Genomic DNA, 21,319 nt, shown 5'->3' on the forward strand with positions numbered 1-21,319 from the left:
GGTCAGGCTTTGGGGCGGCGTTGGGCCAGGGCGGCGAAGGCGGTCAGCGACTCGGGGTTGACCAGGGCGCCCTTGGCCGCCGCCTGGTCGACCGGGGTGCCGGTGAGGATCTTCTTGACCGGCACCTCCAGCTTCTTCGCCGAGAGCGTCCGGGGCACCGACCGCACCTGGTGGATCTCGTCGGGCACGTGTCGGGGTGAGAGCGCCGTCCGCAGTTCACGGCAGATCTTCGTGCGCATCGGGTCGTCCAACTCCAGACCGTCGGCCAGCACCACGAAGAGCAGCAGCTCACCGGCGCCGCCCTCATCGTCCTCCAGGTGCACGACGACCGAGTCGAGCACCTCGTCGAGCCCCTCGACCACGGAGTAGAACTCGGCGGTGCCGAGCCGGACCCCACCGCGGTTGAGGGTGGCGTCGGAACGCCCGGTGATCACACACCCACCCCGCTCGTTGATGGTGATCCAGTCGCCGTGTCGCCAGACGCCCGGGTAGACGTCGAAGTACGCCTCCGCGTAGCGGGTGCCGTCAGTGTCGTTCCAGAAGCCCACCGGCATGCTCGGCATCGGTTCGGTGATCACCAGCTCGCCGAGTTCGCCGATCACCGGCGTGCCGTCGGCGGAACGGGCCTCCACCTTGGCGCCCAACGCCCGGCAGGCGATCTCACCGGCGTACACCGGCAGCAGCGGCACCCCGCCGACGAAACCCGTGCACACGTCGGTGCCGCCGGAGAGCGACTGGAGCTGGAGGTGGTCGCCGACGGTCTCGTACACCCAGCGGAAGCCCTCGGCGGGCAGCGGCGCACCAGTGGAACCCACGCCGCGTACCGCCGACAGGTCGGCGACGTCCCGGGGGACCAACCCGGCCTTGCGGCAGGCCAGCAGGTACGGCGCGGACGTGCCGAAGTACGTGGTGCCGGTCTCCGCCGCCATCCGCCACAACCCGCCGAGGTCGGGCTCAGCCGGCCGGCCGGGCTCCGCGCGGACCGCCGGGTTGCCGTCGAAGAGCACGATGCTCGCGCCCACCGCCGGCCCGGAGACCAGGAAGTTCCACATCATCCACCCGGTGGTGGTGAACCAGAAGAACCGGTCGGCCGGGCCCAGGTCGTGGTGCAGGGCCAGCATCTTCAGGTGCTCCAGCAGGATGCCGCCGTGGCCGTGCACGATCGGCTTCGGCAACCCGGTGGTGCCCGAGGAGTAGAGCACGTAGAGCGGGTGGTCGAACGGCACCGGCGTGAACGTCAACGGCTCGTCCACGGGCGCGGCCAGCTCGGCCCAGCTCAGCGCACCGTCGGGCGCGGGGCCCGCCGGGTCGAGGTAGCCGATGCTGACGGTGTGCCGCAGTGACGGCAGGGCGGCCCGGATCGCGGCCACCTCGGCGCGGCGGTCCACCGGCTTGTCGCCGTACCGGTACCCGTCCACGGCGACCAGCACCGTCGGTTCGATCTGCTGCCAGCGGTCGGTGACGCTGCGGGTGCCGAACTCGGGGGCGCAGGACGAGAAGATGGCGCCCAGGCTGGCGGTGGCCAGCAGCAGGACGTACGTCTCGCCGATGTTCGGGGCGTACGCCGCCACCCGGTCACCGGCGGTGACGCCGAGCCGGCGCAGCCCGGCCGACACCCGGCGGACCTGCTCGCGCAGCTCCCCGGCGGTCAGCGTGACCGGCGGGCGCGTCTGCCCGTGGGAGATCACCATCGGGTCGTCGTCGCCCCGACCCGGCATCCGCAGCACGTTCTCGGCGTAGTTGAGCGTGGCGCCGGGGAACCAACGGGCGCCCGGCATCACCCGCTGCGCCAGGGTCGCGGTCGGCGGGGTGTGTGCGATCACTTCGAAGTGGTCCCAGATCGAGCGCCAGAACCCGTCCAGATCGGTGGTGGACCAGCGCCACAACGCGTCGTAGTCGGCGAAGTCCAACCCGCGGTGCTCCCGCAGCCAGCGCAGGTAGGCGCCGATCCGGGACCGCTCGCGTACGTCCGCCGGCGGCGCCCACAGCATGTCACCCACTGGTCCACCCTCCCCCTGGCCCGACACGACACTGTGACTGGGCCGTGGCGCCATCTTGCCCTACCTCGAAGCGCCATTCTGCGCACCGGGTAGGCCGACCGACGCGTGCCCGTCCCACACTCCAACCCGCCACCTCATGTGGGTCAGCCCGCGCGGTGGGCCTGGATGGCTCGACGGCGGGCGAGGCGGTGCGCCCGGCGGATCTCCGCCTCCTTGTACCGCCGCTCGTCCTCCGCGGTCTCCGGCAGCACCGGGCGGACCGCGCGCGGCGCCCCACCGACGTCCACGCCGACGAACACCAGGTACGCGGTGGCCACCCGGACCGGCGCGTCCTCGGCCGAGTCCCACCGCTCGGCGACCACCCGTACGCCCACCTCCATCGAGGTCTGGCCGGTCCAGTTCACCTGGGCGTGGGCGTGCACGAGGTCGCCGACCCGGACCGCCTCCGAGAAGACGATCTCGTCGATCGCCGCGGTCACCGCCGTTCCGCCGCTGTGCCGGGCGGCAGCGGCCCCGGCCACGTCGTCGACGAACTTCATCAGAACCCCACCGTGCACGGTGCCGTAGAGGTTGACGTCCACCGCCGTCATGATCTTGCTGAGAGTGACGCGCGAGTACGACGTCGGCTTGCCGTTCGGAGCGGCGGAGAGGTGCTCAGTCATGTCGAAAACGGTACGGTGCGCGGATGCGACATCTCTGGAGCTTCCTCGCCGGGCTGGTGGTGGCACCCATCACCTGGGTGCTGGTCACACTCGGGCAGGACGGGTCGAGCCGGACGGTCGACCGCTGGGTGGAGATCGGCACGTTCAACACCGCCAACCTGATCGAGCCGGCCGTGTACCTCGGTGTCGGCGGTGTCCTGCTGGGCCTGCTCGGCACGCTGCGCTTCTCACCGCTGGGCCCGTTGGTGGCTGGGGCGCTGCTGGTCACCCCGTACATCGGGATGTTCGTGGCGCCCTTCTCGGTGCGGGACGCGGTCCCGCACGAGTGGAAGGTGTTCGGCGACCCGCTGCCGCTGCGCCTGCCCGTGGAGAACGGCACGCTCTTCCTGATCGGCATGCTGCTGCTGATGGCGACCTTCAGCCAACAGCGGTGGCGGCAGTGGCCGACCCCGGCGGCCGTTCCGGCCACGGCACCCGCCCCCGCGTCGGACGGAGGCCCCCGCAACGACGACTTCACGTTGACCGACTGGCCGCCCCCCGCGGCGGCGGAGCGGGACACCGCGCCGGTCACTCTGGGTTACCCGGCCGACTCGACACCGACCGAACCGCTGCCCCGCCGGGTGGGTGGCGAATCACCCTGGTCCGCCCCACCGCGCGGTCAGCCGCGCCCCGAGGACACCACCGAGATCCGCTGATCGTCGGGGCGGGCCGGTTTCACCGGCCCGCCCTCCGTCTCTCCCGCGCGACGACGGGGCCCGCTGCGGCGCGACCGCTGGGCGTTGTCAGTGCAGCGCGACAGCCAGGTCCGGGTCGACAGTGCCGAGGCTGGCGCGCGGAACGACAACGAGCATGACGATCAGCGCGGCGGCCATGCCGCCCGCGATGACGATCGCCATCGGTACGCTCCCCGTGCCGAACAGACCGGCCAGTGGCGCCGTCACCGCCCCGATGCCGAACTGCACCGCGCCGAGCAGCGCCGCGGCGGTGCCAGCGGCCTCGCTGTGCCGGCTCATGGCCAGCGCCGGCGCGTTCGGCAGGGCCAGCCCGGCGGCGGCCAGGACCAGCCACAACGACGCGAGCAGGGTACCCAGGCCACCGAATCCGGTCGCCGCGAACATGACCAGCAGCAGGCCGGCAGCCGTTCCGGCGATCAGGGCGCTGACCAGGATCTGCTGCGGGGTGTAGCGGCGCAGCAGCCGCACGTTGAACTGGGTGGCTCCGATCAGCCCCACCGCGCCGGCCCCGAAGGCGATGCCGAACTGCTGCTCGTCGAGGCCGTACTCCTGCTGCAGCACGAACGACGAACCCGAGACGTACGCGAACAGGGCCGCCATCGCCAGCCCGGCGACCAGCACCAGGCCGACGAACGCCCGGTCGTTGAGCAACCCCCGGTAGTCGCGCAGGGTGGCGCTCACCCCGCCGTGGCGCCGACGCGCCACCGGAAGGGTCTCCGGGAGCCGGAACGCGGCCACGACGATCAGCAGCGCGCCCAGCACCGCCAACGCCGCGAAGACACCCCGCCAGTCGGTCCAGCTCAGCAGGCCACTGCCCAGCGTCGGAGCGAGGATGGGTGCCAGGCCCATGACGAGCATCAGCCGGGAGAAGATCCGGGCGAACGAGGCCCCGCTGAACAGGTCGCGGACCACTGCCGTCGCGACCACCGTGGCGGCCGCGACACCGAGCCCCTGGAGTACGCGCAGCCCGCCGAGCACCGTGATGTTGGGTGCGAAGACGCACAGCACGGATGCCACGATGTGCGCGGCCAGACCGACCAGCAGCGGCACCCGCCGCCCGACCACGTCGGAGAGCGGCCCGATCAGCAACTGGCCCAGCGCGAGGCCGACGAGCGTGCCGGTCAGCGTCAACTGCACGGCGGTCTCGGTGGTCTGCAGGCCCGCCGTGATGGCGGGCAGGGCCGGCAGGTACATGTCGATGGTCAGGGGCCCGATCGCGATCAACGCGCCCAGCACGAGGACGAGTTGTGCCCGCTGACGATTGGTCATCAGGTCGCCGGGCAGTACCTCGGGCGCGACGGCGGCATCGCGTCCGGTCTTCTCCACCAACTGCTTCATCATCTCGATCTCTCTGCGGAAGCTGGTGCGTCGTCACGAGCGGCGGCGCGGGGCGTCGACCGGGCCGCGTGGACGCGGCGGCACGGTGTGGGGCGCTCGACGGTGGGCTGCGTGGACGTGACGAGGCAGGGGTCGTGGCGGGGGTGGCCGGGTGGGGCGATCATCCGAGGGTGATTCTGTCGGTCGGCAACACCTCGGCGGTGTGTGACGTTCCCGGTGTGTGGGGAGTCACCCCACCCCGTTCGGTCGAGCGAGCTGTGACCACTGTCACAGCACGATCAGAACCGGGGATGGGGTACGCGTCGTCTTGCCTGGTGTGAAGCGAAGTCTGGACGGTCTCGACGAGGGTGAACTCCTCCGCCGCGTCGCCCGGGGCGACCGGCGCGCGTTCGACGCGCTGTACCGGCGTACCGCCCCGTGGTTGACCGTGCGGCTGCGTCGACGCTGCGCCGACGAGGACATCGTGGCCGAGGTGCTCCAGGAGACGTACCTGGCGGTCTGGCGGTCGGCCGGCAGCCAGGCGCAGTCCACCTCCGGCAGCGCGGTGGGCTGGTTGTGGACGATCGCCGCGCACCGGCTGATCGACGCGTTCCGCCACCGGGCCCGACGCGAGCGGATCCCGACGGTACGCACCTTCGAACCCGTCGCCCCGGCGGCCGAGGACGAGGCGTTGGCCGGCGGGATGGACGCCAACCTGGAGAACGCCCTGCACGCGCTCCCCCCGGAACTGCGGCAGGTGCTGCGCTCGATGGTCCTCGACGGGCTGACCGCCCGGGAGACGTCGCTGCTGCTCGGTATGCCGGAGGGGACCGTGAAGACCCGCGCGAGACGCGCCCGAATCGCACTGCGGGAGGCGCTGTCATGACCGCTCACCCCACGCCCGCTCTCCTCTCCCGCTACGCCTCGGGCGGGGTGGGCGTCGACGACGCGACCATCTGGGCGGTGGAGGCGCACCTGGAGACCTGCGCCGACTGCCGGGCACTGCTGACCCATACCGTCGACCCGGGCACGCGTGACCTGCTGGACCGGGTGGCCGGCGCCGTGGCCGCCGGGATCGCCACCGGCCCCGCACCGGTGCGTCGTCGGCGGCTACCGCGTACCGGGGTCGCCGCCCGGATCCTGCCCTGGCTCGCCACCGCCGCCGGGCTGATGCTGGCCGCGGTCCTGTTCGAGAAGACCTTCGCCAGCCTGCCGTCGCTGGTGCTGCTGGTCGCTCCGGTCGCGCCGCTGCTGCCGGTGGCCGCCGTCTGGAGTCGGCGGGGCGACCCGGTGTGGGAGTTGGCGGCCACCACACCCCGTACCGGCCTGCCGCTGTTGATGCGCCGTTCGTTGGGGGCGCTGGTAGCGGTCCTGCCGGTGCTCGCGGTGGCCGGCTGGGGCACCGGGCACTCCCCCGGCCTCTGGTTGCTGCCGGCGCTGGGCTTCACCGCCGGGGCGTTGGCGCTCGGCACCGTGGTGGGGATCGACCGGGCCGCACTGGGGTTGGCGCTCGCCTGGTCCCTGGGTGTCGTGGCGCCGAGCCTGGTCGGCGGGCGACTCCCGGCCGTCCTCGCCGGCAGCAGCCTGACCGGTTGGGCGCTCGCCACAACGCTGCTGCTGGCCGTGGTCTTCGTCCAGGCCCGATGGCGGTCGCAGCTGCCCACCAGCACGTTCCGATGACGAGATCCAGCCAGCACCGAATGGAGACACGATGATGCGTACGGTCAGCGTGGCGGAGACCGCGCCGTCCACCTACGCGTGGGCGGTGCACGCCGAGACGTTGCGGGTCCGGGCCGGCCGACACCTGGCGGTCAACGGTCTGGACCTGAGGTTGGGCACCGGTGTGCACGGGCTGCTCGGCCCCAACGGCGCCGGGAAGACCACGTTGATGCGAGCCCTGGCCACCGTGGTGAAGCCGGCCGGTGGGCGGCTGACACTGCTCGGTGAGGAGGTCACCGCCGGTGCCGACCTGCGCCAGGTCCGCCGCGGCCTGGGGTACCTGCCGCAGCACTTCGGCTTCTACCCGCGCTTCACGGTCCGCGAGTTCGTCGAGTACATCGCCTGGCTCAAGGAGATGCCGAAGGCGGTCATCCCTGGCGCTGTGCAACGGGCCGTCGAACGGGTCGGCCTGGCGGACCGCGCCGACTCCCGGATGAAGACGCTGTCCGGCGGGATGCTGCGCCGCGCCGGCATCGCCCAGGCGATCGTCAACGATCCGACGGTGCTGCTGCTCGACGAGCCGACGGTCGGCCTGGACCCGGAGCAACGCCTCGACTTCCGTGAGCTGCTGCGGGAGATCGGCCTGGACAGTTGCGTACTCGTCTCCACCCACCTGGTGGAGGACGTCGCGGTGGCCTGCACCGATGTGGTGCTGGTCAGCGAGGGTCGGTTGGTGTGGCAGGGCAGCACGGGAGAGCTGGCCGCGCAGGGCGGCGACGCCGACGCCGGCGACAGCGCCACCGAACGCGGCTACTCGTCGTTGCTGCGCGCCCACCGGGAGCGGGTGTCGGCGTGACCGGACGAATCCTCCGCATCGAGCTACGCCGGTCGGCGGCTCTGGGCGTCGGCCTGTTGTTGCTGGTGACCGGCGCGGCGTTGCTGCTGTCGTCCACCCAGTTCTTCGCGGGGCGGTGGATGCAACTGGCGGTGCTCGCCCGGTCGACGCTGATCATGCTGCTGCCACTCGCGCTGGCCGGTGGGGCGTGGCTGGGGCGGCGCGACGCGCGCTGCCGCGTCAACGAGTTGTTCGCCAGCACCGTCCGGCCACGGTGGCAGCGGGTCGTGCCGACCGCCAGCGCTCTCGCGGTCACTGTGGTCGCCGCGTACGTCGTGGTCTTCCTGGTGGCCGCCGGGTGGGTGGTGCCGACGGCGGGATATTTCCCGAGCGCGACGATCGTCGTCGCCGCGGTCGGCGTTCCGGCGCTGATCGCCGCCGGTTGGCTGGGCATGGCCGCCGGCCGGGCCGTGCCCCGGGTGATCACCGCGCCGGTCCTCGCGGTGCTCGGGTTCGTCCTGGTGGCGTTGGTGCCGGAGTGGATCACGGCACCCGCGACGGGCGCGGAGATCGGGCAGTTCCGGCAGGAACCGGCGGGGGTGCTGCTCCTACCGACGTTCACCGGCCTGGACGACTTCCAGACGATCGCGACCCGGGTCAGCCTGCTGCAGGCGCTGTGGCTGGTGTCTCTCGCCGTGACCGGCCTGCTGCTGCTCGGCGCCGTCCGCCGCCGCGCCGTCGCGTTCGCCGTGCTCCCGGCGCTGCTCGGCGTCGCGGTCGCCCTACCGCTCCTGCCCGTCGGCGGAGCCCGCGGGGCGGCGGTCGTCGACCCGGTCGCCGTCGAGCTGGTGTGCGACAACGACGGCCCGCAGGTCTGCGTGACACGGACGCACGCCGCGCTGCTGCCGGACGTGGTGGGCCCGGCCCGGCAGGCGCTCGCCATGATGGCGGCGAAGCTGCCCAACGCACCGGTCCGGGCGGTCCAGACGCAACAGGTCACCTACTGGGCGCGGCCGGACCCGGACACTGCCCCGGCCCGGCACTCCGCCGACACGATCGTCTTCGACACCCCCACCATCAACCGGGTGGGACGCGCCGACCTGTCCGGTGACTACTTCCTGCCGGCCCTGCTGGAGGCCGCCTGGCGGCAGGAGTGCGGCGACCAGTCGGTGCGGGGCGACGTGTACGAGGCCCGGATGGTCGCCGCCGCCTGGCTGACCGGTCGGCCACCGGCCCCGCAGCCCGGGTGGCCCCCGTCGGAGATGGCCCAGCTGGTGAGCGCGTACCAGGCGCTGGTCAACCTCCCGGAGGTCGAACAACGACGTCGGATGGCGGCGGCCCGCGAGGGTGCCCTGGCCTGCCGGGACGACGAGCTGGTGGCGAACGTGCCGACGGGCCGGCCGTGAGGTTCCTCCAGCTGCACCTGCGCGCCCGCCGGGTACCCCTCGCCCTGGCCACCGTGACCGCGTTGATCGCACTGGCCTGGGCGCTGTCGCTGGCCTACACCGACTCGGCGACCATCAGCGCCCGGACGGCCAGCCTCGCCATCATGCTGGCGGTGGTCGCGGTCGGCAGCACGCTCGACGGCGCCGACGGAGCCCTCGACCACACCATGGCGGTCAACTGGCCGGTACGGCGCGCCGGTCATCTGCTGCTCGCCGCCGCCGCGATCACCGCGCTGCTGGCCCTCAGCATGGTCACCGACGCGCGTTACGAGCCGTTCGCGGTGACGGTGCGCAACACCGCGGGGCTGCTCGGGCTCACCGCGCTCGGCGCCACGGTGCTGGGTGCCGCCCTGTCCTGGATCGCCCCGCTGACCTGGACCCTGATCGCGGTACTGCCGATCATGGTGCCCAGCCGGGACCTGAAGATGCAGGTCGCCGGCTGGCTGATCCAACCTGCCGGGACCACCGCCGCCACCGCCTGCGCCGTCGTGCTGGCGGTGACCGGACTGCTCGCGTACGCGGTGCGGGGTTGCCCCGTGCGGCCGGTGAGTGAGACGTCCCCCGACCAGTGACGGACGTTCCGATGCTCCGGAGACCCCGGAGCATCGGAGCGAGCCCTAGACGACGTCGGCCAGCAGCTGCCGGGCCATGACGATCCGCTGCACCTGGTTGGTGCCCTCGTAGATCTGAGTGATCTTGGCGTCGCGCATCATCCGCTCGACCGGGTAGTCCCGGGTGTAGCCGTAGCCACCGAGCAGCTGCACCGCGTCGGTGGTGATCTCCATGGCGGCGTCGGAGGCGAAGCACTTCGCCGCCGCGCCGAAGTAGGTGAGATCCGCGTCGCCGCGCTCCGACTTGCCGGCCGCCGCGTACGTGAGCTGGCGGGCCGCCTCGAGCTTCATGCCCATGTCGGCGAGCATGAACTGGATGCCCTGGAACTCGGCGACCGCCTTGCCGAACTGTCGACGCTCGGCCACGTACCCCTTGGCGTAGTCGAGCGCGCCCTGCGCGATGCCGACGGCCTGCGCGGCGATGGTGACCCGGGTGTGGTCCAGGGTCTTCATCGCGGTCGCGAAGCCGGTGCCCTCCGCGCCGATCATCCGGTCGGCCGGGATCCGCACGTTGTCGAGGTAGACCTCGCGGGTGGGCGAGCCCTTGATGCCGAGCTTCTTCTCCGGCGCGCCGAAGCTCACCCCGGAATCGGACTTCTCCACCACGAAGGCGGAGATGCCACGGGAACGGGCGGACGGGTCGGTGACGGCGAAAACCGTGTAGAACTCGGACACGCCGGCGTTGGTGATCCAGCGCTTCACGCCGTTGAGCACCCAGTGATCCCCGTCACGTACCGCCCGGGTGGTCATGGACGCCGCGTCGCTGCCCGCCTCCGGCTCGGAGAGGCAGTACGAGAACATGGCGTCACCGGCCGCGACCGGCGTCAGGTAGCGACTCTTGATCTCGGCGGAACCGGCCACCAGCAGTGGCATCGTGCCGAGTTTGTTCACCGCCGGAATCAGCGAGGAGGACGCGCAGGCACGGGCCACCTCCTCGATCACAATGGCGGTGGCCAGCGCGTCCGCCCCCGCGCCGCCGAATTCCTCCGGGATGTGCGGTGCGTGGAAGTCAGCCGCCCGCAACGCGTCGTAGGACGCCTTGGGAAACTCCCCGGTCTCGTCGGCCTCGGCGGCGTGCGGAGCCACCTTCGCGGCGCAGACCTCACGCACCGCTTCCCGGATCGCCTGGTGCTCATCGGGCAACCGGTAGACGTCGAACGACTCCCCTGCGGCCATCTCGGCCCTCCCCTTCACCGCTATCATGCGCAGTCTGTGACGACTCCTGACCGCCGACCGCGCAGACTGAAGACTAGCGACTGCAGTTCAGGTGATGTTACCGGCGCGTAGGCATGGGCAAGATGGTGCACCCGACGCGCTCAGCCATGATGAAGACCGAGACAGTGAGCTAGCCAGCGCGAGCGGAGAAGACAGGCGTGACGATCCCCTACCCCACCATCCAGCCGACCCCCGCCATCGCCGCGGTGACTCCGCCCTCGGGCGCTCCCCGGCCGCGGGTGACCTTCCTGGGAACTGGTTACCTCGGCGCGACGTACGCCATCTGCTACGCGGAACTGGGGTACGAGGTCCTCGGCTTCGACGTCGACGCCGACAAGATCGCAAAGCTGAACGCCGGCCAGGTGCCGATCCACGAGCCTGGCCTGGACGAGCTGCTGCGGCGCAACCTCGCCGCCGGCCGGCTCCGGTTCAGCACCGACATCGCCGAGACCGCCGACTTCGGTGACGTGCACTTCATCTGCGTCGGCACCCCGCAGCGGGCCGACGGCATGGGCGCCGACCTGTCGTACGTCGAGGCGTCGGTCACCAGCCTCGCGCAGCACCTGACCCGCAAGGCCCTGATCGTCGGCAAGTCCACCGTGCCGGTCGGCACCGCCGAGTGGGTCGAACAGCTCGTCGACAAGCACACCCCCGACGGCCTGAACGTCGAGGTGGCGTGGAGCCCCGAGTTCCTCCAGGAGGGCTTCGCCGTCGACGACGTCCTGCGGCCCAACCGGATCGTGGTCGGCGTCAAGAGCGAGTGGGCCAACGGCATGCTCTACGCCGCCCACAAGGGCGTGTTCGACCTGGCCGCCACGGAGGACCGCGAGGTACCCCTGGTGGTCACCGACTTCTCCACCGCCGAGCTGGTCAAGGTCGCCGCGAACGCCTTCCTGGCCACCAAGATCTCCTTCATCAACGCGATGGCCGAGGTCTGCGAGGCCTCCGGCGGCGACGTCACCCAACTGGCCCGCGCGATCGGCTACGACCCGCGGATCGGCAACCGGTTCCTCCAGGCCGGTCTCGGCTTCGGCGGCGCCTGCCTGCCCAAGGACATCCGGGCCTTCCAGGCCCGCGCCCAGGAGCTGGGCGCCGGTGAGGCGCTGCGCTTCCTGCACGAGGTCGACCTGATCAACCTGCGCCGACGTACCCGGGTGCTTCAGCTCGCCGCGGACCTGCTCGGCCGCCGCTCGGGCCCGGCCGGCCCGGACTTCGCCGGCACCCGGATCGCCGTGCTCGGCGCCACCTTCAAGCCCAACACCGACGACGTCCGCGACGCCCCGGCGCTCGCCGTCGCCGCGCTGCTGCAGAAGGCCGGCGCCGACGTGCACGTGTACGACCCGCAGGGCACCGAGAACGCCCGCCGCGCCGTTCCCGAGCTGACCTACGAGGCCAGCATGAACGAGGCCGTCACCGACGCCGACCTGGTCTGCGTGCTCACCGAGTGGGCCGACTTCCGCAACGCCGACCCGGTCGCCCTGGGCGAGTTCGTCAAGGGCCGCAAGGTCGTCGACGGCCGCAACTGCCTCGACCCGGCACTGTGGACCCAGGCCGGCTGGGAGTACCGGGGCATGGGCCGCCCCTGACGGAACAGACGCCCACCGGCCGGTCATCGAGCATCTCGATGGCCGGCCGGTGTCGTTGTTTGCCCGGGACCCGCCGACAAGAGTCGAAATCCGCGCCAGCTTTGGGCATGCTGCGACAGTGGGAGTCCACAGTGCGGGTGGAGGGGTGTCGTGGCGACCTTTCAATGCTCCTCGTGCGGCCGGGAGATCAAGCCGGCCGTTCGATGCCCGCACTGTGGGGCAGATCAACCACAGTGGGTCGAGCACCTGGCCGACATTGAGCGTTCGATAGCGGAGATGAAGGCGCGCGACGCCGCCATCGCGCGCGAGCAGCGCCAGATCGCCGCCAAGATGCAGGCCGCGCTCTTCCAGCGGGACATCCTCGCCCACGCCGGCGAGGAGCGCATCAAGCAGGCCACCCGGCCGCGCCGGGTGCTGCGCCGCCGTCCCGGCCGGCGGCCACCGACCGCCACCATGGGCGCGCCGCCCCGGGTGCCGCGCCAGGGCGCTCCGACCGCCCCGGAGGATCCGCCGCCCCCGCCCCGGGCCACCTGGCTGGACGTGGACGACCCGGAAAACCCGCCGGAGGCCTCCTCCCGCGAGGTGCAGAACATCCCTCTCGGGTTGGGTGCGCTGCTGCTCGGCGTGGCCGCGGTGGTCTTCGCCGCGGTGGCCACCAGTTCGATGGACGCGCTGGCCCGGCTGGGCATCCTGCTGCTGGCCACAGTGCTGATGCTGCTGACCCCACCGGCGCTGGCCCGGCGTGGGCTCACCTCGACCGCCGAGACCATCGCCGCGGTCGGCCTGCTGCTGGTGCCGCTCGCCGGCAACGCCCTCTGGGCGGTGGACCGGATCGGCGCCGACAGCGGCTCCGGCACCGTCTTCGCCGGGGTGATCTTCGCGGTCACCGCCGTCGTCGCGTTCGGGTACGCCCGTTGGACCGGTCTGCGCGCGCCCCGCTTCGCGACGGTGCTCGCCGCGCAGCCGGTGCTGCCTCTGCTCGCGTACGACCAGATCACCGGCCCGGGCGGCTGGGCACTGGTGCTGGCCGTGGTCGCTCTCGTCAACCTCGGCCTGACCCGCTCCAGCGTGACAGTCGAACGCCCCGTCCGGCAGGACCTGCCATCGCCGGGAACGCCGTCGGCGCCCCGCCGACGCGATGCCGAGAGCCGGCCGGAGGGCGACCCGGAGGAGGCCGCCGAGCTGATCGACGCCGGCGCGGGCTCCGCCGACCCGGAGCCGGCCCGCCCGGTGCCCGGCCTGCCGGAGCTGACCTGGTTGCTGCACGCTCTGGCGGTCGCCGTCGCGCTGGCGTACGCGGTCACCGCCCTGCTGCGGGCACAGGCCGTGCCGACCGCGACCGGCGCCGGGGTGGTGCTGCTGCTGGCCGCCCTGATCGGGCTGGCCGGCGCGCTGGTGCTGCGCCGCCCGCCGCTGCCCGACGTGGCGGCCGGCGTCGTCACCCTGGCCGTGATCGGCGCGCTCAGCCGCATCGCCTCGGTGGCCCTCCCCGGTCGGGCGCTGCTGCTGATCGCGGCGGTCATCACGGTGACCGGGCTGGCGGTACGCGCCGTCCCGGAGGCGGCCCGACGTGGCCCGCAGATCGCGTCCGCGGTGGCCCTGACAGTCAGCGGTCTGGTGGTCGCCGGTGGCGCGCTGCGCGCCGGGGTGGCACCGGTACGGGCGGCGCTGCCCGCCTGGGACCCGGACCTCAGCCGGTACCCGGGCGAGTTGGCCGCCGCCGTCGGGCCGACCGGCTGGCAGCTCGCGGGGGCCGCGTTCCTGCTCACCATCGCGGCGGTGCTGGCCCTGCCCACCGAGATCCGCCGGGAGTTCGCGGTGGCCGGAGCGGCGCTGACCGCGCTCGCCGTACCGGCCTCGTTCGGTCTCGGCTGGGCGACGGCACCGTGGCCGATGGTGATCACCGCGATCGGCATCGGGGTGATCGGGCTCTCCGCCCGCACCGACCGGGCCGCTCTGGCGCACGCCGTCGGGGCGGCAGTGGTCGGCCTGTTCGGTGCGGGCGCCAGCCTGACCAGCCCCACCCTCACGGCCGCGGTCCTGATCACCCTGTTCGCGGCCGGCACGCTGGTCGCGCTGGCGCCCCGGATCCGGATCGCCTCGGCCGCCGCCGACACGGTAACCGCCTGGGCCGCCGGTGGCGCCGCGTTCGCGCTGCCCGGTGCGGTGGCCGCGTTCGTGGCCGCGACCATGCCGAGGGATCCGACCCCCACTCCGGCGAGCCTGCGAGAGGTGACAGTCCCGATCCTGGCGGCCAGTTTCCTGGCGGTCTGTGTGACCCTCGGCTACGCCGCCGTCGTGCAGGTCTCCCAGCGCCACATCCCCGCGCCGCTGTCGGTCGGCACCGGGCTGGGCGCGCTGGTGGTCACCGCCGCCGCGTTCGGGGCGCCCGGCGCGACCGTCGCCGACGCCTGGGTCGGCGCGCTCCTGCTGGTCGCCGCGGTCCTGCTCTTCCTGGCCCCCTCCATCGACGCCGGCCGTCGCGCCGACCTCACCCTCGACGGCTCGGACCTGGCCGCCGCGGCGGTCACCACCGCCCTGATCGCCACCCTGGTACGGATCGGGGCGGTCCTCGCCCCGGGCGCGCAGCTGGCGGTGGCCGCCGCCCTGCTCCTGGTGGTCGCCGTGGGCGCCCGCAGCATGCCCGAGGAGTGGCGACGCGGACCGATCCTCGGCCTCACCGTCGGCGGCGCCCTGATCGGGGTGCTCGCCGGCTGGTCGGCGGTGCGCGGTGGGGTCGGCGTGCTGGCCACCCCCGGCCCCATCTGGAGGGGCGACCTGAGCGACTGGCCGGCCGCCCCCGTCGGCGGTGCCACCTGGCAGGCGCCGGTCGCGCTGGCGCTGCTGGCCCTCGCCGCGGGCATTCTGCTCCCACCGCCGTGGCGCTGGGACGTGTCCGGGGTGGCGGTGGTGCTCGCCACCATCGGCGCGCCGGCCGCGTTCGATCTGGCCTGGTGGTCGCCGGTCCTGGTCGGCGGAATGGTCGCCACCGTGTTCGGCATGGCCGCGGTGGCCACCGAGGAGGCGCGCGCCGGGCTGTCCCGGGCCACGGTGGCCGGGGTCGTCGCGCTGCACGCCGCCGGAGCCGGGCTGGTCCGCCCGTGGACCACAGCCCTGGCGCTGGGCAGCATCGCTCTGATCGGCGTGGTGGTGGCCACGCTGGCCCGCGTTCTCGCCGACCCACAGGTCACCGACATCGACACCGAGGGGATGCCGCCCCACCTGGCGCAGATCGGTGGCGCGGCGATCGGTGCCGCCCTGCTGGCCCTGCCCGGTGCGGTGGCGGCACTGTCCGCCGAGTTCGAACACTCGGCGGAGGTGGTGCTGACCGCCGCGCTGGCGGCCACCAGCCTCGGCCTGGCCGCCGTGGCAGCGGTGCGGCGACAGGTGCCGCAATATCTGCCCTGGGTCAGCGTGGCGGTGGTCGGCGGGGCCACCATCAGCGCCCTCGCGGCCATCCCCACCGGCCTCGCCGCGGGCGTCTACGCGGCCGCTGCCGCCCTGCTCGGTGTGCTGGCCGAGCTGATCCGCGCGGCCACCGTGCCGCCCACCGGCGCCGCCCAGCCGGTCCGGCGCTGGGCGGTACGACTCGACGGCGCCCTACGGCGGCTGCCGGACGACCCGGAGCGACGACGGTGGCGGGTCAACCCGGCCGCCGGCGCGTTGGCCGCCGCAGCGCTACCGACCGCCCTGGCGCTCGCCTCGATCGGGCCGGCGCTGATCACCGCCCTCGTCGAGCCGCACCGCACGCTGACCCGGATCTGGCAGGGCCCGCCGCCGGGGCTGCTCACCCCGCCGCCGGACGTGGTCGATCCGACCCACGTGCTGACGGCGCTGCTGCTCACCGCGACGGCCGCGCTGGCCGCCACCGGCTTCAGCGGCGGGCGACGGTCCCGGGCCGTGCCGGTGGTGTTGCCCGGGGCAGCCGTCACGCTGCTGATCGCACCCATCGCGCTGGGCCAGGGCTGGCCCGCCAGCACCATCGCCGCGCTCTCCGTCTTCACCATCGCGATGCTCGGTCTCGCGCTGACCCCACCACCGCCGCTGGTCGAGCGGGCCCGCTCGCTGCGGCTGGCCCGGGTGCTGGTGTTCGCCATCGGTCTGGCCGGTGGGAGCGCCGGGCTCGCCGGCAGCCTGGCCGACCGGCAGATGACCCTGTTCACCCTCGGCAGCGCGGTCGGGGTCGGCGCGGTGGCGGCGCTGTACGGCACCACCCAGCGGGCGCGCATCCTCGGCTGGCTCTTCGCCTCACTGATGGCGCAGCTCTTCGTGCTCACCGCCGGCCTGGTCGCCGGGCTGGCGGCGGTCTGGTCCGCGTTCGGGGTGCTGGCCGTCGGCGCCGTCCTCCAGGTGCTCGCCGCCACCCTGCCCCGGCTGCGCCGCCCCGAGTCGCAGCGGGAAGCCTCCACCGTGGAGTGGTCCGGCTACGCCGCCGCGCTGATCGCGTTGGCGCTCGCCTTCGACTCGCCCCGACACATCGCCGCCCTGCTGGCCGCCTGGGGCGCTGTCCTCGGCGTGGCGGCCACCCGACCCGGCCGTCGGCCGGTGGAACGCCGGATCCTGTTCTGGGCGGTGGTGCTCTGCGAGATCACCGCGTGGTGGATCCTGATGCGGGTCGCCGACGTGGCGCTACCCGAGGCGTACACGCTGCCGTTCGCCGCGCTTGCCCTCCTTGTCGGCGTCCTGGAACTGCGCCACCGACCGGACATGAGCAGTTGGGTGGCGTACGGTCCGGCGCTGGTCGCGGCGTTCGTGCCGACGCTCGCCATCGTGCTGGCCACCGAGTCCAGCACGATGCGGCAGATGCTGCTGTTGCTGGGCGCGGTCGCGGTGCTGATCTTCGGCTCGTCCAGTCGGCAGCAGGCCCCGGTGATCGTCGGTGCGTCGGTCACCGCGATCGCGGCGATCCACGCCCTGTTCAGCCTGGGCCCGTGGCTGGCGCTGATCCCGGTGGGCATCCTGCTGCTGGTGCTCGGCGCGAGCAACGAGCGCCGCCGCCGCGCCCAGGAACGCCTACAGACCGCCCTGCGCGGCATGAGATGAATCGGAGGGTCACGGCGGTGTGGGTGAGTGGGCGCGGTGAGTGGGCCGGGTTCGCGGCGCCAGCGTCCATCTCCCGCGATCTTGCACTTTCTGTTACGGCATAAAGGGGCAAAAGCCGCGAAGCGGCGACCGAAAGTGCAAGATCGCGGGGTGCGATGGGGCGGGGCCGCGGGAGGGCTAGCGCAGGGTGGCCTGGAGGGCGGTTTCCTTGTCTGCCACCAGCTTCTCCAGGTCCTGCTGGTAGGTCGTCATCTTGGCGCGCAGGTCCTCGTCGGTGGCACCGAGGATCCGTACGGCCAAGAGGCCGGCGTTGCGGGCGTTGCCGATCGACACGGTGGCCACCGGAACCCCGGCCGGCATCTGCACGATGGACAGCAGCGAGTCCATGCCGTCGAGGTGCTTCAGCGGCACCGGCACCCCGATCACCGGCAGCGGCGTCACCGAGGCGACCATGCCGGGCAGCGCGGCGGCACCCCCGGCCCCCGCGATGATCACCTTGAGACCCCGGTCGGCGGCGTCGCGCCCGTACTCGATCATCGCGACCGGAGTCCGGTGCGCCGAGATGATCCGCACCTCGTACGCCACGCCGAAGTCGTCCATCACCTCGGCGGCGGCCCGCATGGTCGGCCAGTCCGAGTCACTGCCCATGATCAGCCCAACCATGCTCACTGCGGCCCTCTCGTCGTCGGCGAAATCGTGGCTCACTCGTGGCCCTCGCGCAGCCAGCGCGCGGCCCGTGCCGCCCGCGCCCGCAGGTCGTCCAGGTCGTCGCCGAGCACCGTGACGTGCCCGATCTTGCGGCCGGGTCGCACCTGCTTGCCGTACAGGTGCACCTTGGCACCCGGCTCGGCCGCGAAGAGGTGGTGCAACCGCTCGTCGATCGACATCCCGCCCGGCTCACCGCCGAGCACGTTCGCCGAGACCACCACCGGGGCGGTCAACGCGGTGTCACCCATCGGGTAGTCCAGCACGGCCCGCAGGTGCTGCTCGAACTGTGAGGTGCGGGCACCCTCGATGGTCCAGTGCCCGGAGTTGTGCGGACGCATCGCCAGCTCGTTGACCACGATCGCCGGGCGACCGGCGTCGTCACGCACCTCGAACAGCTCCACCGCCAGCAGACCGATCACCCCGAGCGCGGTGGCCAGGTCGATGGCGAGCTGCTGGGCGGAGACCGCCAGCTCCTCGTCCAGGCCGGGTGCCGGGGCCAGCACCTCCACGTTGATGCCGTCGCGCTGCACCGTCTCCACCACCGGGTACGCGGCCACCTGGCCGAACGGCGAGCGAGCCACCTGCACGGCCAGCTCCCGTCGCAGCGGCACCCGCTCCTCCACGATCAGCCGGGTGCCGCCAGCGAGCAGGGTGGTTGCCAGCTCGGTGGCCTGAGCGGCGTCGTCGACCATCCAGACGCCCCGACCGTCGTACCCGCCCCGGGCCGCCTTCAGCACCACCGGCCAGCCGACCTGCTCGCCGAAGCCGACGAGGTCGGCGGGCTCCCCGACCGGCCGCCAGGCCGGGTTGGGCGCGCCCAGCTCGGTCAGGCGTTCCCGCATGACCTGCTTGTCCTGAGCGTGCAGCAGCGCGTCCGCCGGCGGGTAGAGGGGCACCCCTTCCGCGGCCAGCGTGCGGATGTGCTCGGAGGGCACATGCTCGTGGTCGAAGGTGACGACGTCGCAGCCCTTGGCGAAGGTACGCAGGGCGGCCAGGTCGGTGTGATCGCCGTACTGGACGTCGGCGGCGACCAGCGCCGCACCGTCGTCAGGGGCGGTCGCGAGCACACGCAGTGACTGGCCGAGGGCGATCGCGGCCTGGTGGGTCATCCGGGCCAACTGGCCGCCACCCACCATGCCGACAACTGGCAGACCGGTACGGGAATCCATAGCGCGGCCAGCCTATCCGGGCCGCCAACGCGCCCACCCGGAGGGCCGGCGATCCACCTGCGCGGGCGCGGGGAGGACCACCCGGCGGGCGGCGCGGACGACTACCGGGCGTGGCCGTGCGGTCCGCCCAGCTCGGCGATCAGCTCCTCGACGGAGGTGACCGGCCGTTGGCAGACGAAACCCCGGCAGACGTACGCGGCGGACCGCCCCTCGACCAGCGGACGGTCGGCGAGCAGCGGCACACCCGGCTGGTCCGGCCGCCCGGCGACGACCACCGCTCCGGGTGGGGCATGCCGGCGGGCGGCGGTCACCAGCGGATCGCCGGCCGGGTCGTCGGTGACCACGGCGATCTCGTACGGCCCGGAGAGCAACGCCTCGCCGACCATGGCCGCGTACCCGGTGAACCGGGGGTGCTGCCCGACGATCGGCGCGACAGTGCCGAGGGCCGCTTCGGCTGCCTCCCGGTAACGCGTCTCCCCGGTCAGCGCCGAGTACGCCACCAGCCCGGCGATCAACGCCGACCGGCCCGACGGGGTGGCGTTGTCGGTCGGGTCGGCCGGGCGGGCGACGAGCCGTTCCGCGTCGTCGGCGGTGTCGTAGAAGGCCCCACCGGGGGCGGCGAAACGCGCCAGGGCGGTGTCCAGCAGCTCGCCGGCCACGGTGAGCCAGCGGCCCTCGCCGGTGAGCTGGTGCAGGGCGCAGAAGGCCTCGGCCACACAGCCGTAGTCCTCCAGGACACCGGCCGGCTCGCCGACCTTGCCGTCCCGGGAGACCCGGCGCAGCCGGCCGTCCACCAGGTGCACGGTGGCCAGGTGCTCGGCGGCCTGGCGCATCGCCCCGTCGGCGACGATGGTGATGCCGTCCATCAGGTTGGCGTCCTCGTCCTGCGGGGACACGTTCCCGGCGGCGACCTGCTGGAACTCGGCGAGAGCGGTGATCGCCAGGCCGTTCCAGGCGGCCACCACCTTGTCGTCGAGGGCCGGCTGCGGGCGGGTGTCCCGGGCGGCGAGCAGCCGTCCGACCACCTGCTGCCAGCGGGCGCGCACCTCGGGTGCCGCGTCGTCCACGTCCCGGGCCAGCCGCAGCACACTCATGCCGTGTTCAAAGGTCCCCTCGTCGGTGACGGTGAACAGGTCGGCGGCGAACCGGCCGTCCTCCTCGCCCAACGCCTCGACGAGTTGGGTGGGCGTCCAGGCGTAGGTGAGCCCTTCGACGCCCTCGGTGTCGGCGTCCAGCGCGGACGCGAACCCCTGCCCCGGCCGGTGCAGCTCGTCGGCGAGGAACCGGGCGGTGTCCCGGGCCACCCGGCGGGCCAGCGGGTCTCCGGTGAGTCGCCACAGCTGGGTGTAGACCCGCAGCAGCAGCGCGTTGTCGTAGAGCATCTTCTCGAAGTGCGGCACCGTCCAGTGCGCGTCCACCGAGTACCGGGCGAAGCCGCCCGCGAGCTGGTCGTAGATGCCGCCCCGGGCCATCGCCTCGGCGGTGTGCCGGGAGATCTCCAGGCTGGTCGGGTCGCCGGTGCGCTGGTGGTGGCGCAGCAGGAAGAGCAGGTTCATGTGCGGCGGGAACTTCGGGGCCCCGCCGAACCCGCCGTTCGTGGCGTCGTACTCGCTGGCCAGCTTGGCGGCCGCGGCGTCGAGCAGCGGGGCGTCCAGCGGGGCGGTGGGGCCGCCCACGGCCTGCGCGCCGCCGATCGCCTCGACCACGGCGGCGCCCTGGCCGAGCACCGCCTCGCGCTGCTCGCGCCAGGCGGTGGCGACCGACTCGAGCAGTTGGATGAAGTTGGGTCGCGGGAAGTAGGTGCCGCAGAAGAACGGGGTGCCGTCCGGGGTGGCGAAGACGGTCATCGGCCAACCGCCCTGGCCGGTCATCGCCTGGGTCGCGGTCATGTAGACCGCGTCCACGTCCGGGCGCTCCTCCCGGTCCACCTTGATCGACACGAAGTTGTCGTTCATCAGGGCGCCGACCTGCGCGTTCTCGAACGACTCGTGCGCCATCACGTGGCACCAGTGGCAAGCCGCGTAACCCACGGAGATGAGCACCGGGACGTCCCGGCGCTTCGCCTCGGCGAACGCCTCGTCCGACCACTGCCACCAGTCGACCGGGTTGTCAGCGTGCTGGAGCAGGTACGGGCTGGTGGCGTCGACGAGTCGGTTCACCTGACGACCATAGCCAGCCCCGGCGCGGACCGCGCGGCCTCCACCCGGACGTCCCACCCGAGACCGGTCGGCCCCAGGCCACGCCGGACGGTCAGACCACTCCGGTCGGTCAGGATGCGCCGGTCGGCCCCAGGCCACGCCGGACGGTCAGACCACTCCGGTCGGTCAGGTTGCGC

The 21,319-nt window shown here is 73.0% G+C and carries 15 protein-coding genes; 8 read left to right on the forward strand and 7 right to left on the reverse strand.

Annotated elements, in window-relative coordinates; genetic code table 11:
• Window positions 1-2: 2 nt before the first annotated feature.
• Window positions 3-2,000 carry an acetoacetate--CoA ligase gene (locus KBX26_RS31130; RefSeq protein WP_210867047.1) on the reverse strand — a complete coding sequence of 666 codons (1,998 nt, stop codon included), beginning with the start codon at window positions 1,998-2,000 and terminating at the stop codon, window positions 3-5.
• 143 nt (window positions 2,001-2,143) lie between these two features.
• Window positions 2,144-2,662, reverse strand: a complete 519-nt coding sequence (locus KBX26_RS31135; protein WP_030337966.1) for an acyl-CoA thioesterase — start codon at window positions 2,660-2,662, stop codon at window positions 2,144-2,146.
• Window positions 2,663-2,685: 23 nt separating this feature from the next.
• Between KBX26_RS31135 and KBX26_RS31140 the strand changes: the two genes are divergently transcribed.
• A complete protein-coding gene (locus tag KBX26_RS31140) occupies window positions 2,686-3,357 on the forward strand; it encodes a hypothetical protein (RefSeq protein WP_210867048.1) in 672 nt (223 codons plus the stop codon).
• A gap of 87 nt (window positions 3,358-3,444) precedes the next feature.
• Here KBX26_RS31140 and KBX26_RS31145 read toward each other — a convergent pair whose 3' ends face one another.
• Window positions 3,445-4,737, reverse strand: coding sequence for a multidrug effflux MFS transporter (locus tag KBX26_RS31145; protein WP_245233792.1), 1,293 nt, complete (start codon window positions 4,735-4,737; stop codon window positions 3,445-3,447).
• 313 nt (window positions 4,738-5,050) lie between these two features.
• Between KBX26_RS31145 and KBX26_RS31150 the strand changes: the two genes are divergently transcribed.
• The 5 genes from KBX26_RS31150 to KBX26_RS31170 are packed head-to-tail and all read left to right on the forward strand — an operon-like array spanning window position 5,051 to window position 9,224.
• Entirely contained in the window at window positions 5,051-5,599 is a 549-nt protein-coding gene (locus KBX26_RS31150; protein ID WP_051708902.1) for an RNA polymerase sigma factor, read from the forward strand.
• The gene (locus KBX26_RS31155) at window positions 5,596-6,393 is read left to right on the forward strand and encodes a zf-HC2 domain-containing protein (protein ID WP_210860388.1); all 798 of its coding nucleotides are present in this window, start codon (window positions 5,596-5,598) and stop codon (window positions 6,391-6,393) included. Before KBX26_RS31150 ends, KBX26_RS31155 begins: the two co-directional genes overlap by 4 nt.
• A gap of 34 nt (window positions 6,394-6,427) precedes the next feature.
• Complete coding sequence (locus KBX26_RS31160; protein ID WP_156058026.1) at window positions 6,428-7,228, forward strand: ABC transporter ATP-binding protein; 801 nt, start codon at window positions 6,428-6,430, stop codon at window positions 7,226-7,228.
• Window positions 7,225-8,613: a hypothetical protein gene (locus KBX26_RS31165; RefSeq protein WP_210867049.1), complete on the forward strand. Its 1,389-nt coding sequence runs from the start codon at window positions 7,225-7,227 to the stop codon at window positions 8,611-8,613. The genes KBX26_RS31160 and KBX26_RS31165 overlap by 4 nt, the downstream gene beginning before the upstream one ends.
• Window positions 8,610-9,224 (forward strand): hypothetical protein, encoded by a 615-nt coding sequence (locus tag KBX26_RS31170; RefSeq protein WP_051708900.1) that lies wholly within the window; start codon window positions 8,610-8,612, stop codon window positions 9,222-9,224. Before KBX26_RS31165 ends, KBX26_RS31170 begins: the two co-directional genes overlap by 4 nt.
• 45 nt (window positions 9,225-9,269) lie before the next feature.
• On the opposite strand, the gene KBX26_RS31175 is transcribed toward KBX26_RS31170, so the two are convergent.
• Entirely contained in the window at window positions 9,270-10,439 is a 1,170-nt protein-coding gene (locus KBX26_RS31175) for an acyl-CoA dehydrogenase family protein (protein WP_210867050.1), read from the reverse strand.
• Between the two features lie 197 nt (window positions 10,440-10,636).
• Here KBX26_RS31175 and KBX26_RS31180 point away from each other — a divergent pair, with 197 nt between their 5' ends.
• Together KBX26_RS31180 and KBX26_RS31185 are read left to right on the forward strand one after the other, a co-directional pair.
• A complete protein-coding gene (locus KBX26_RS31180; RefSeq protein ID WP_030337957.1) occupies window positions 10,637-12,064 on the forward strand; it encodes a UDP-glucose/GDP-mannose dehydrogenase family protein in 1,428 nt (475 codons plus the stop codon).
• A gap of 150 nt (window positions 12,065-12,214) precedes the next feature.
• Window positions 12,215-17,107, forward strand: coding sequence for an SCO7613 C-terminal domain-containing membrane protein (locus KBX26_RS31185; RefSeq protein ID WP_210867051.1), 4,893 nt, complete (start codon window positions 12,215-12,217; stop codon window positions 17,105-17,107).
• A gap of 177 nt (window positions 17,108-17,284) precedes the next feature.
• Here KBX26_RS31185 and purE read toward each other — a convergent pair whose 3' ends face one another.
• From purE to KBX26_RS31200, 3 genes are all read right to left on the reverse strand, one after another.
• Window positions 17,285-17,776 (reverse strand): 5-(carboxyamino)imidazole ribonucleotide mutase, encoded by a 492-nt coding sequence (gene purE, locus KBX26_RS31190; protein ID WP_210867058.1) that lies wholly within the window; start codon window positions 17,774-17,776, stop codon window positions 17,285-17,287.
• 32 nt (window positions 17,777-17,808) lie between these two features.
• Complete coding sequence (locus tag KBX26_RS31195) at window positions 17,809-18,984, reverse strand: 5-(carboxyamino)imidazole ribonucleotide synthase (RefSeq protein WP_210863297.1); 1,176 nt, start codon at window positions 18,982-18,984, stop codon at window positions 17,809-17,811.
• Window positions 18,985-19,085: 101 nt separating this feature from the next.
• Window positions 19,086-21,143 (reverse strand): thioredoxin domain-containing protein, encoded by a 2,058-nt coding sequence (locus KBX26_RS31200; protein ID WP_210867052.1) that lies wholly within the window; start codon window positions 21,141-21,143, stop codon window positions 19,086-19,088.
• Window positions 21,144-21,319: the final 176 nt, after the last annotated feature.

Origin of the sequence: Micromonospora sp. C97, from assembly GCF_018070385.1 — a bacterium.
Lineage (GTDB): Bacteria > Actinomycetota > Actinomycetes > Mycobacteriales > Micromonosporaceae > Micromonospora > Micromonospora parva.

Excerpts from the sequence above, each read along its gene's own strand:
- KBX26_RS31140 (WP_210867048.1), top strand. The coding sequence starts at position 2,686 with ATGCGACATCTCTGGAGCTTCCTCGCCGGGCTGGTGGTGGCACCCATC.
- KBX26_RS31160 (WP_156058026.1), top strand. The coding sequence starts at position 6,428 with ATGCGTACGGTCAGCGTGGCGGAGACCGCGCCGTCCACCTACGCGTGG.
- KBX26_RS31135 (WP_030337966.1), bottom strand. The coding sequence starts at position 2,662 with ATGACTGAGCACCTCTCCGCCGCTCCGAACGGCAAGCCGACGTCGTAC.
- KBX26_RS31155 (WP_210860388.1), top strand. The coding sequence starts at position 5,596 with ATGACCGCTCACCCCACGCCCGCTCTCCTCTCCCGCTACGCCTCGGGC.
- KBX26_RS31175 (WP_210867050.1), bottom strand. The coding sequence starts at position 10,439 with ATGGCCGCAGGGGAGTCGTTCGACGTCTACCGGTTGCCCGATGAGCAC.
- KBX26_RS31195 (WP_210863297.1), bottom strand. The coding sequence starts at position 18,984 with ATGGATTCCCGTACCGGTCTGCCAGTTGTCGGCATGGTGGGTGGCGGC.
- KBX26_RS31145 (WP_245233792.1), bottom strand. The coding sequence starts at position 4,737 with ATGATGAAGCAGTTGGTGGAGAAGACCGGACGCGATGCCGCCGTCGCG.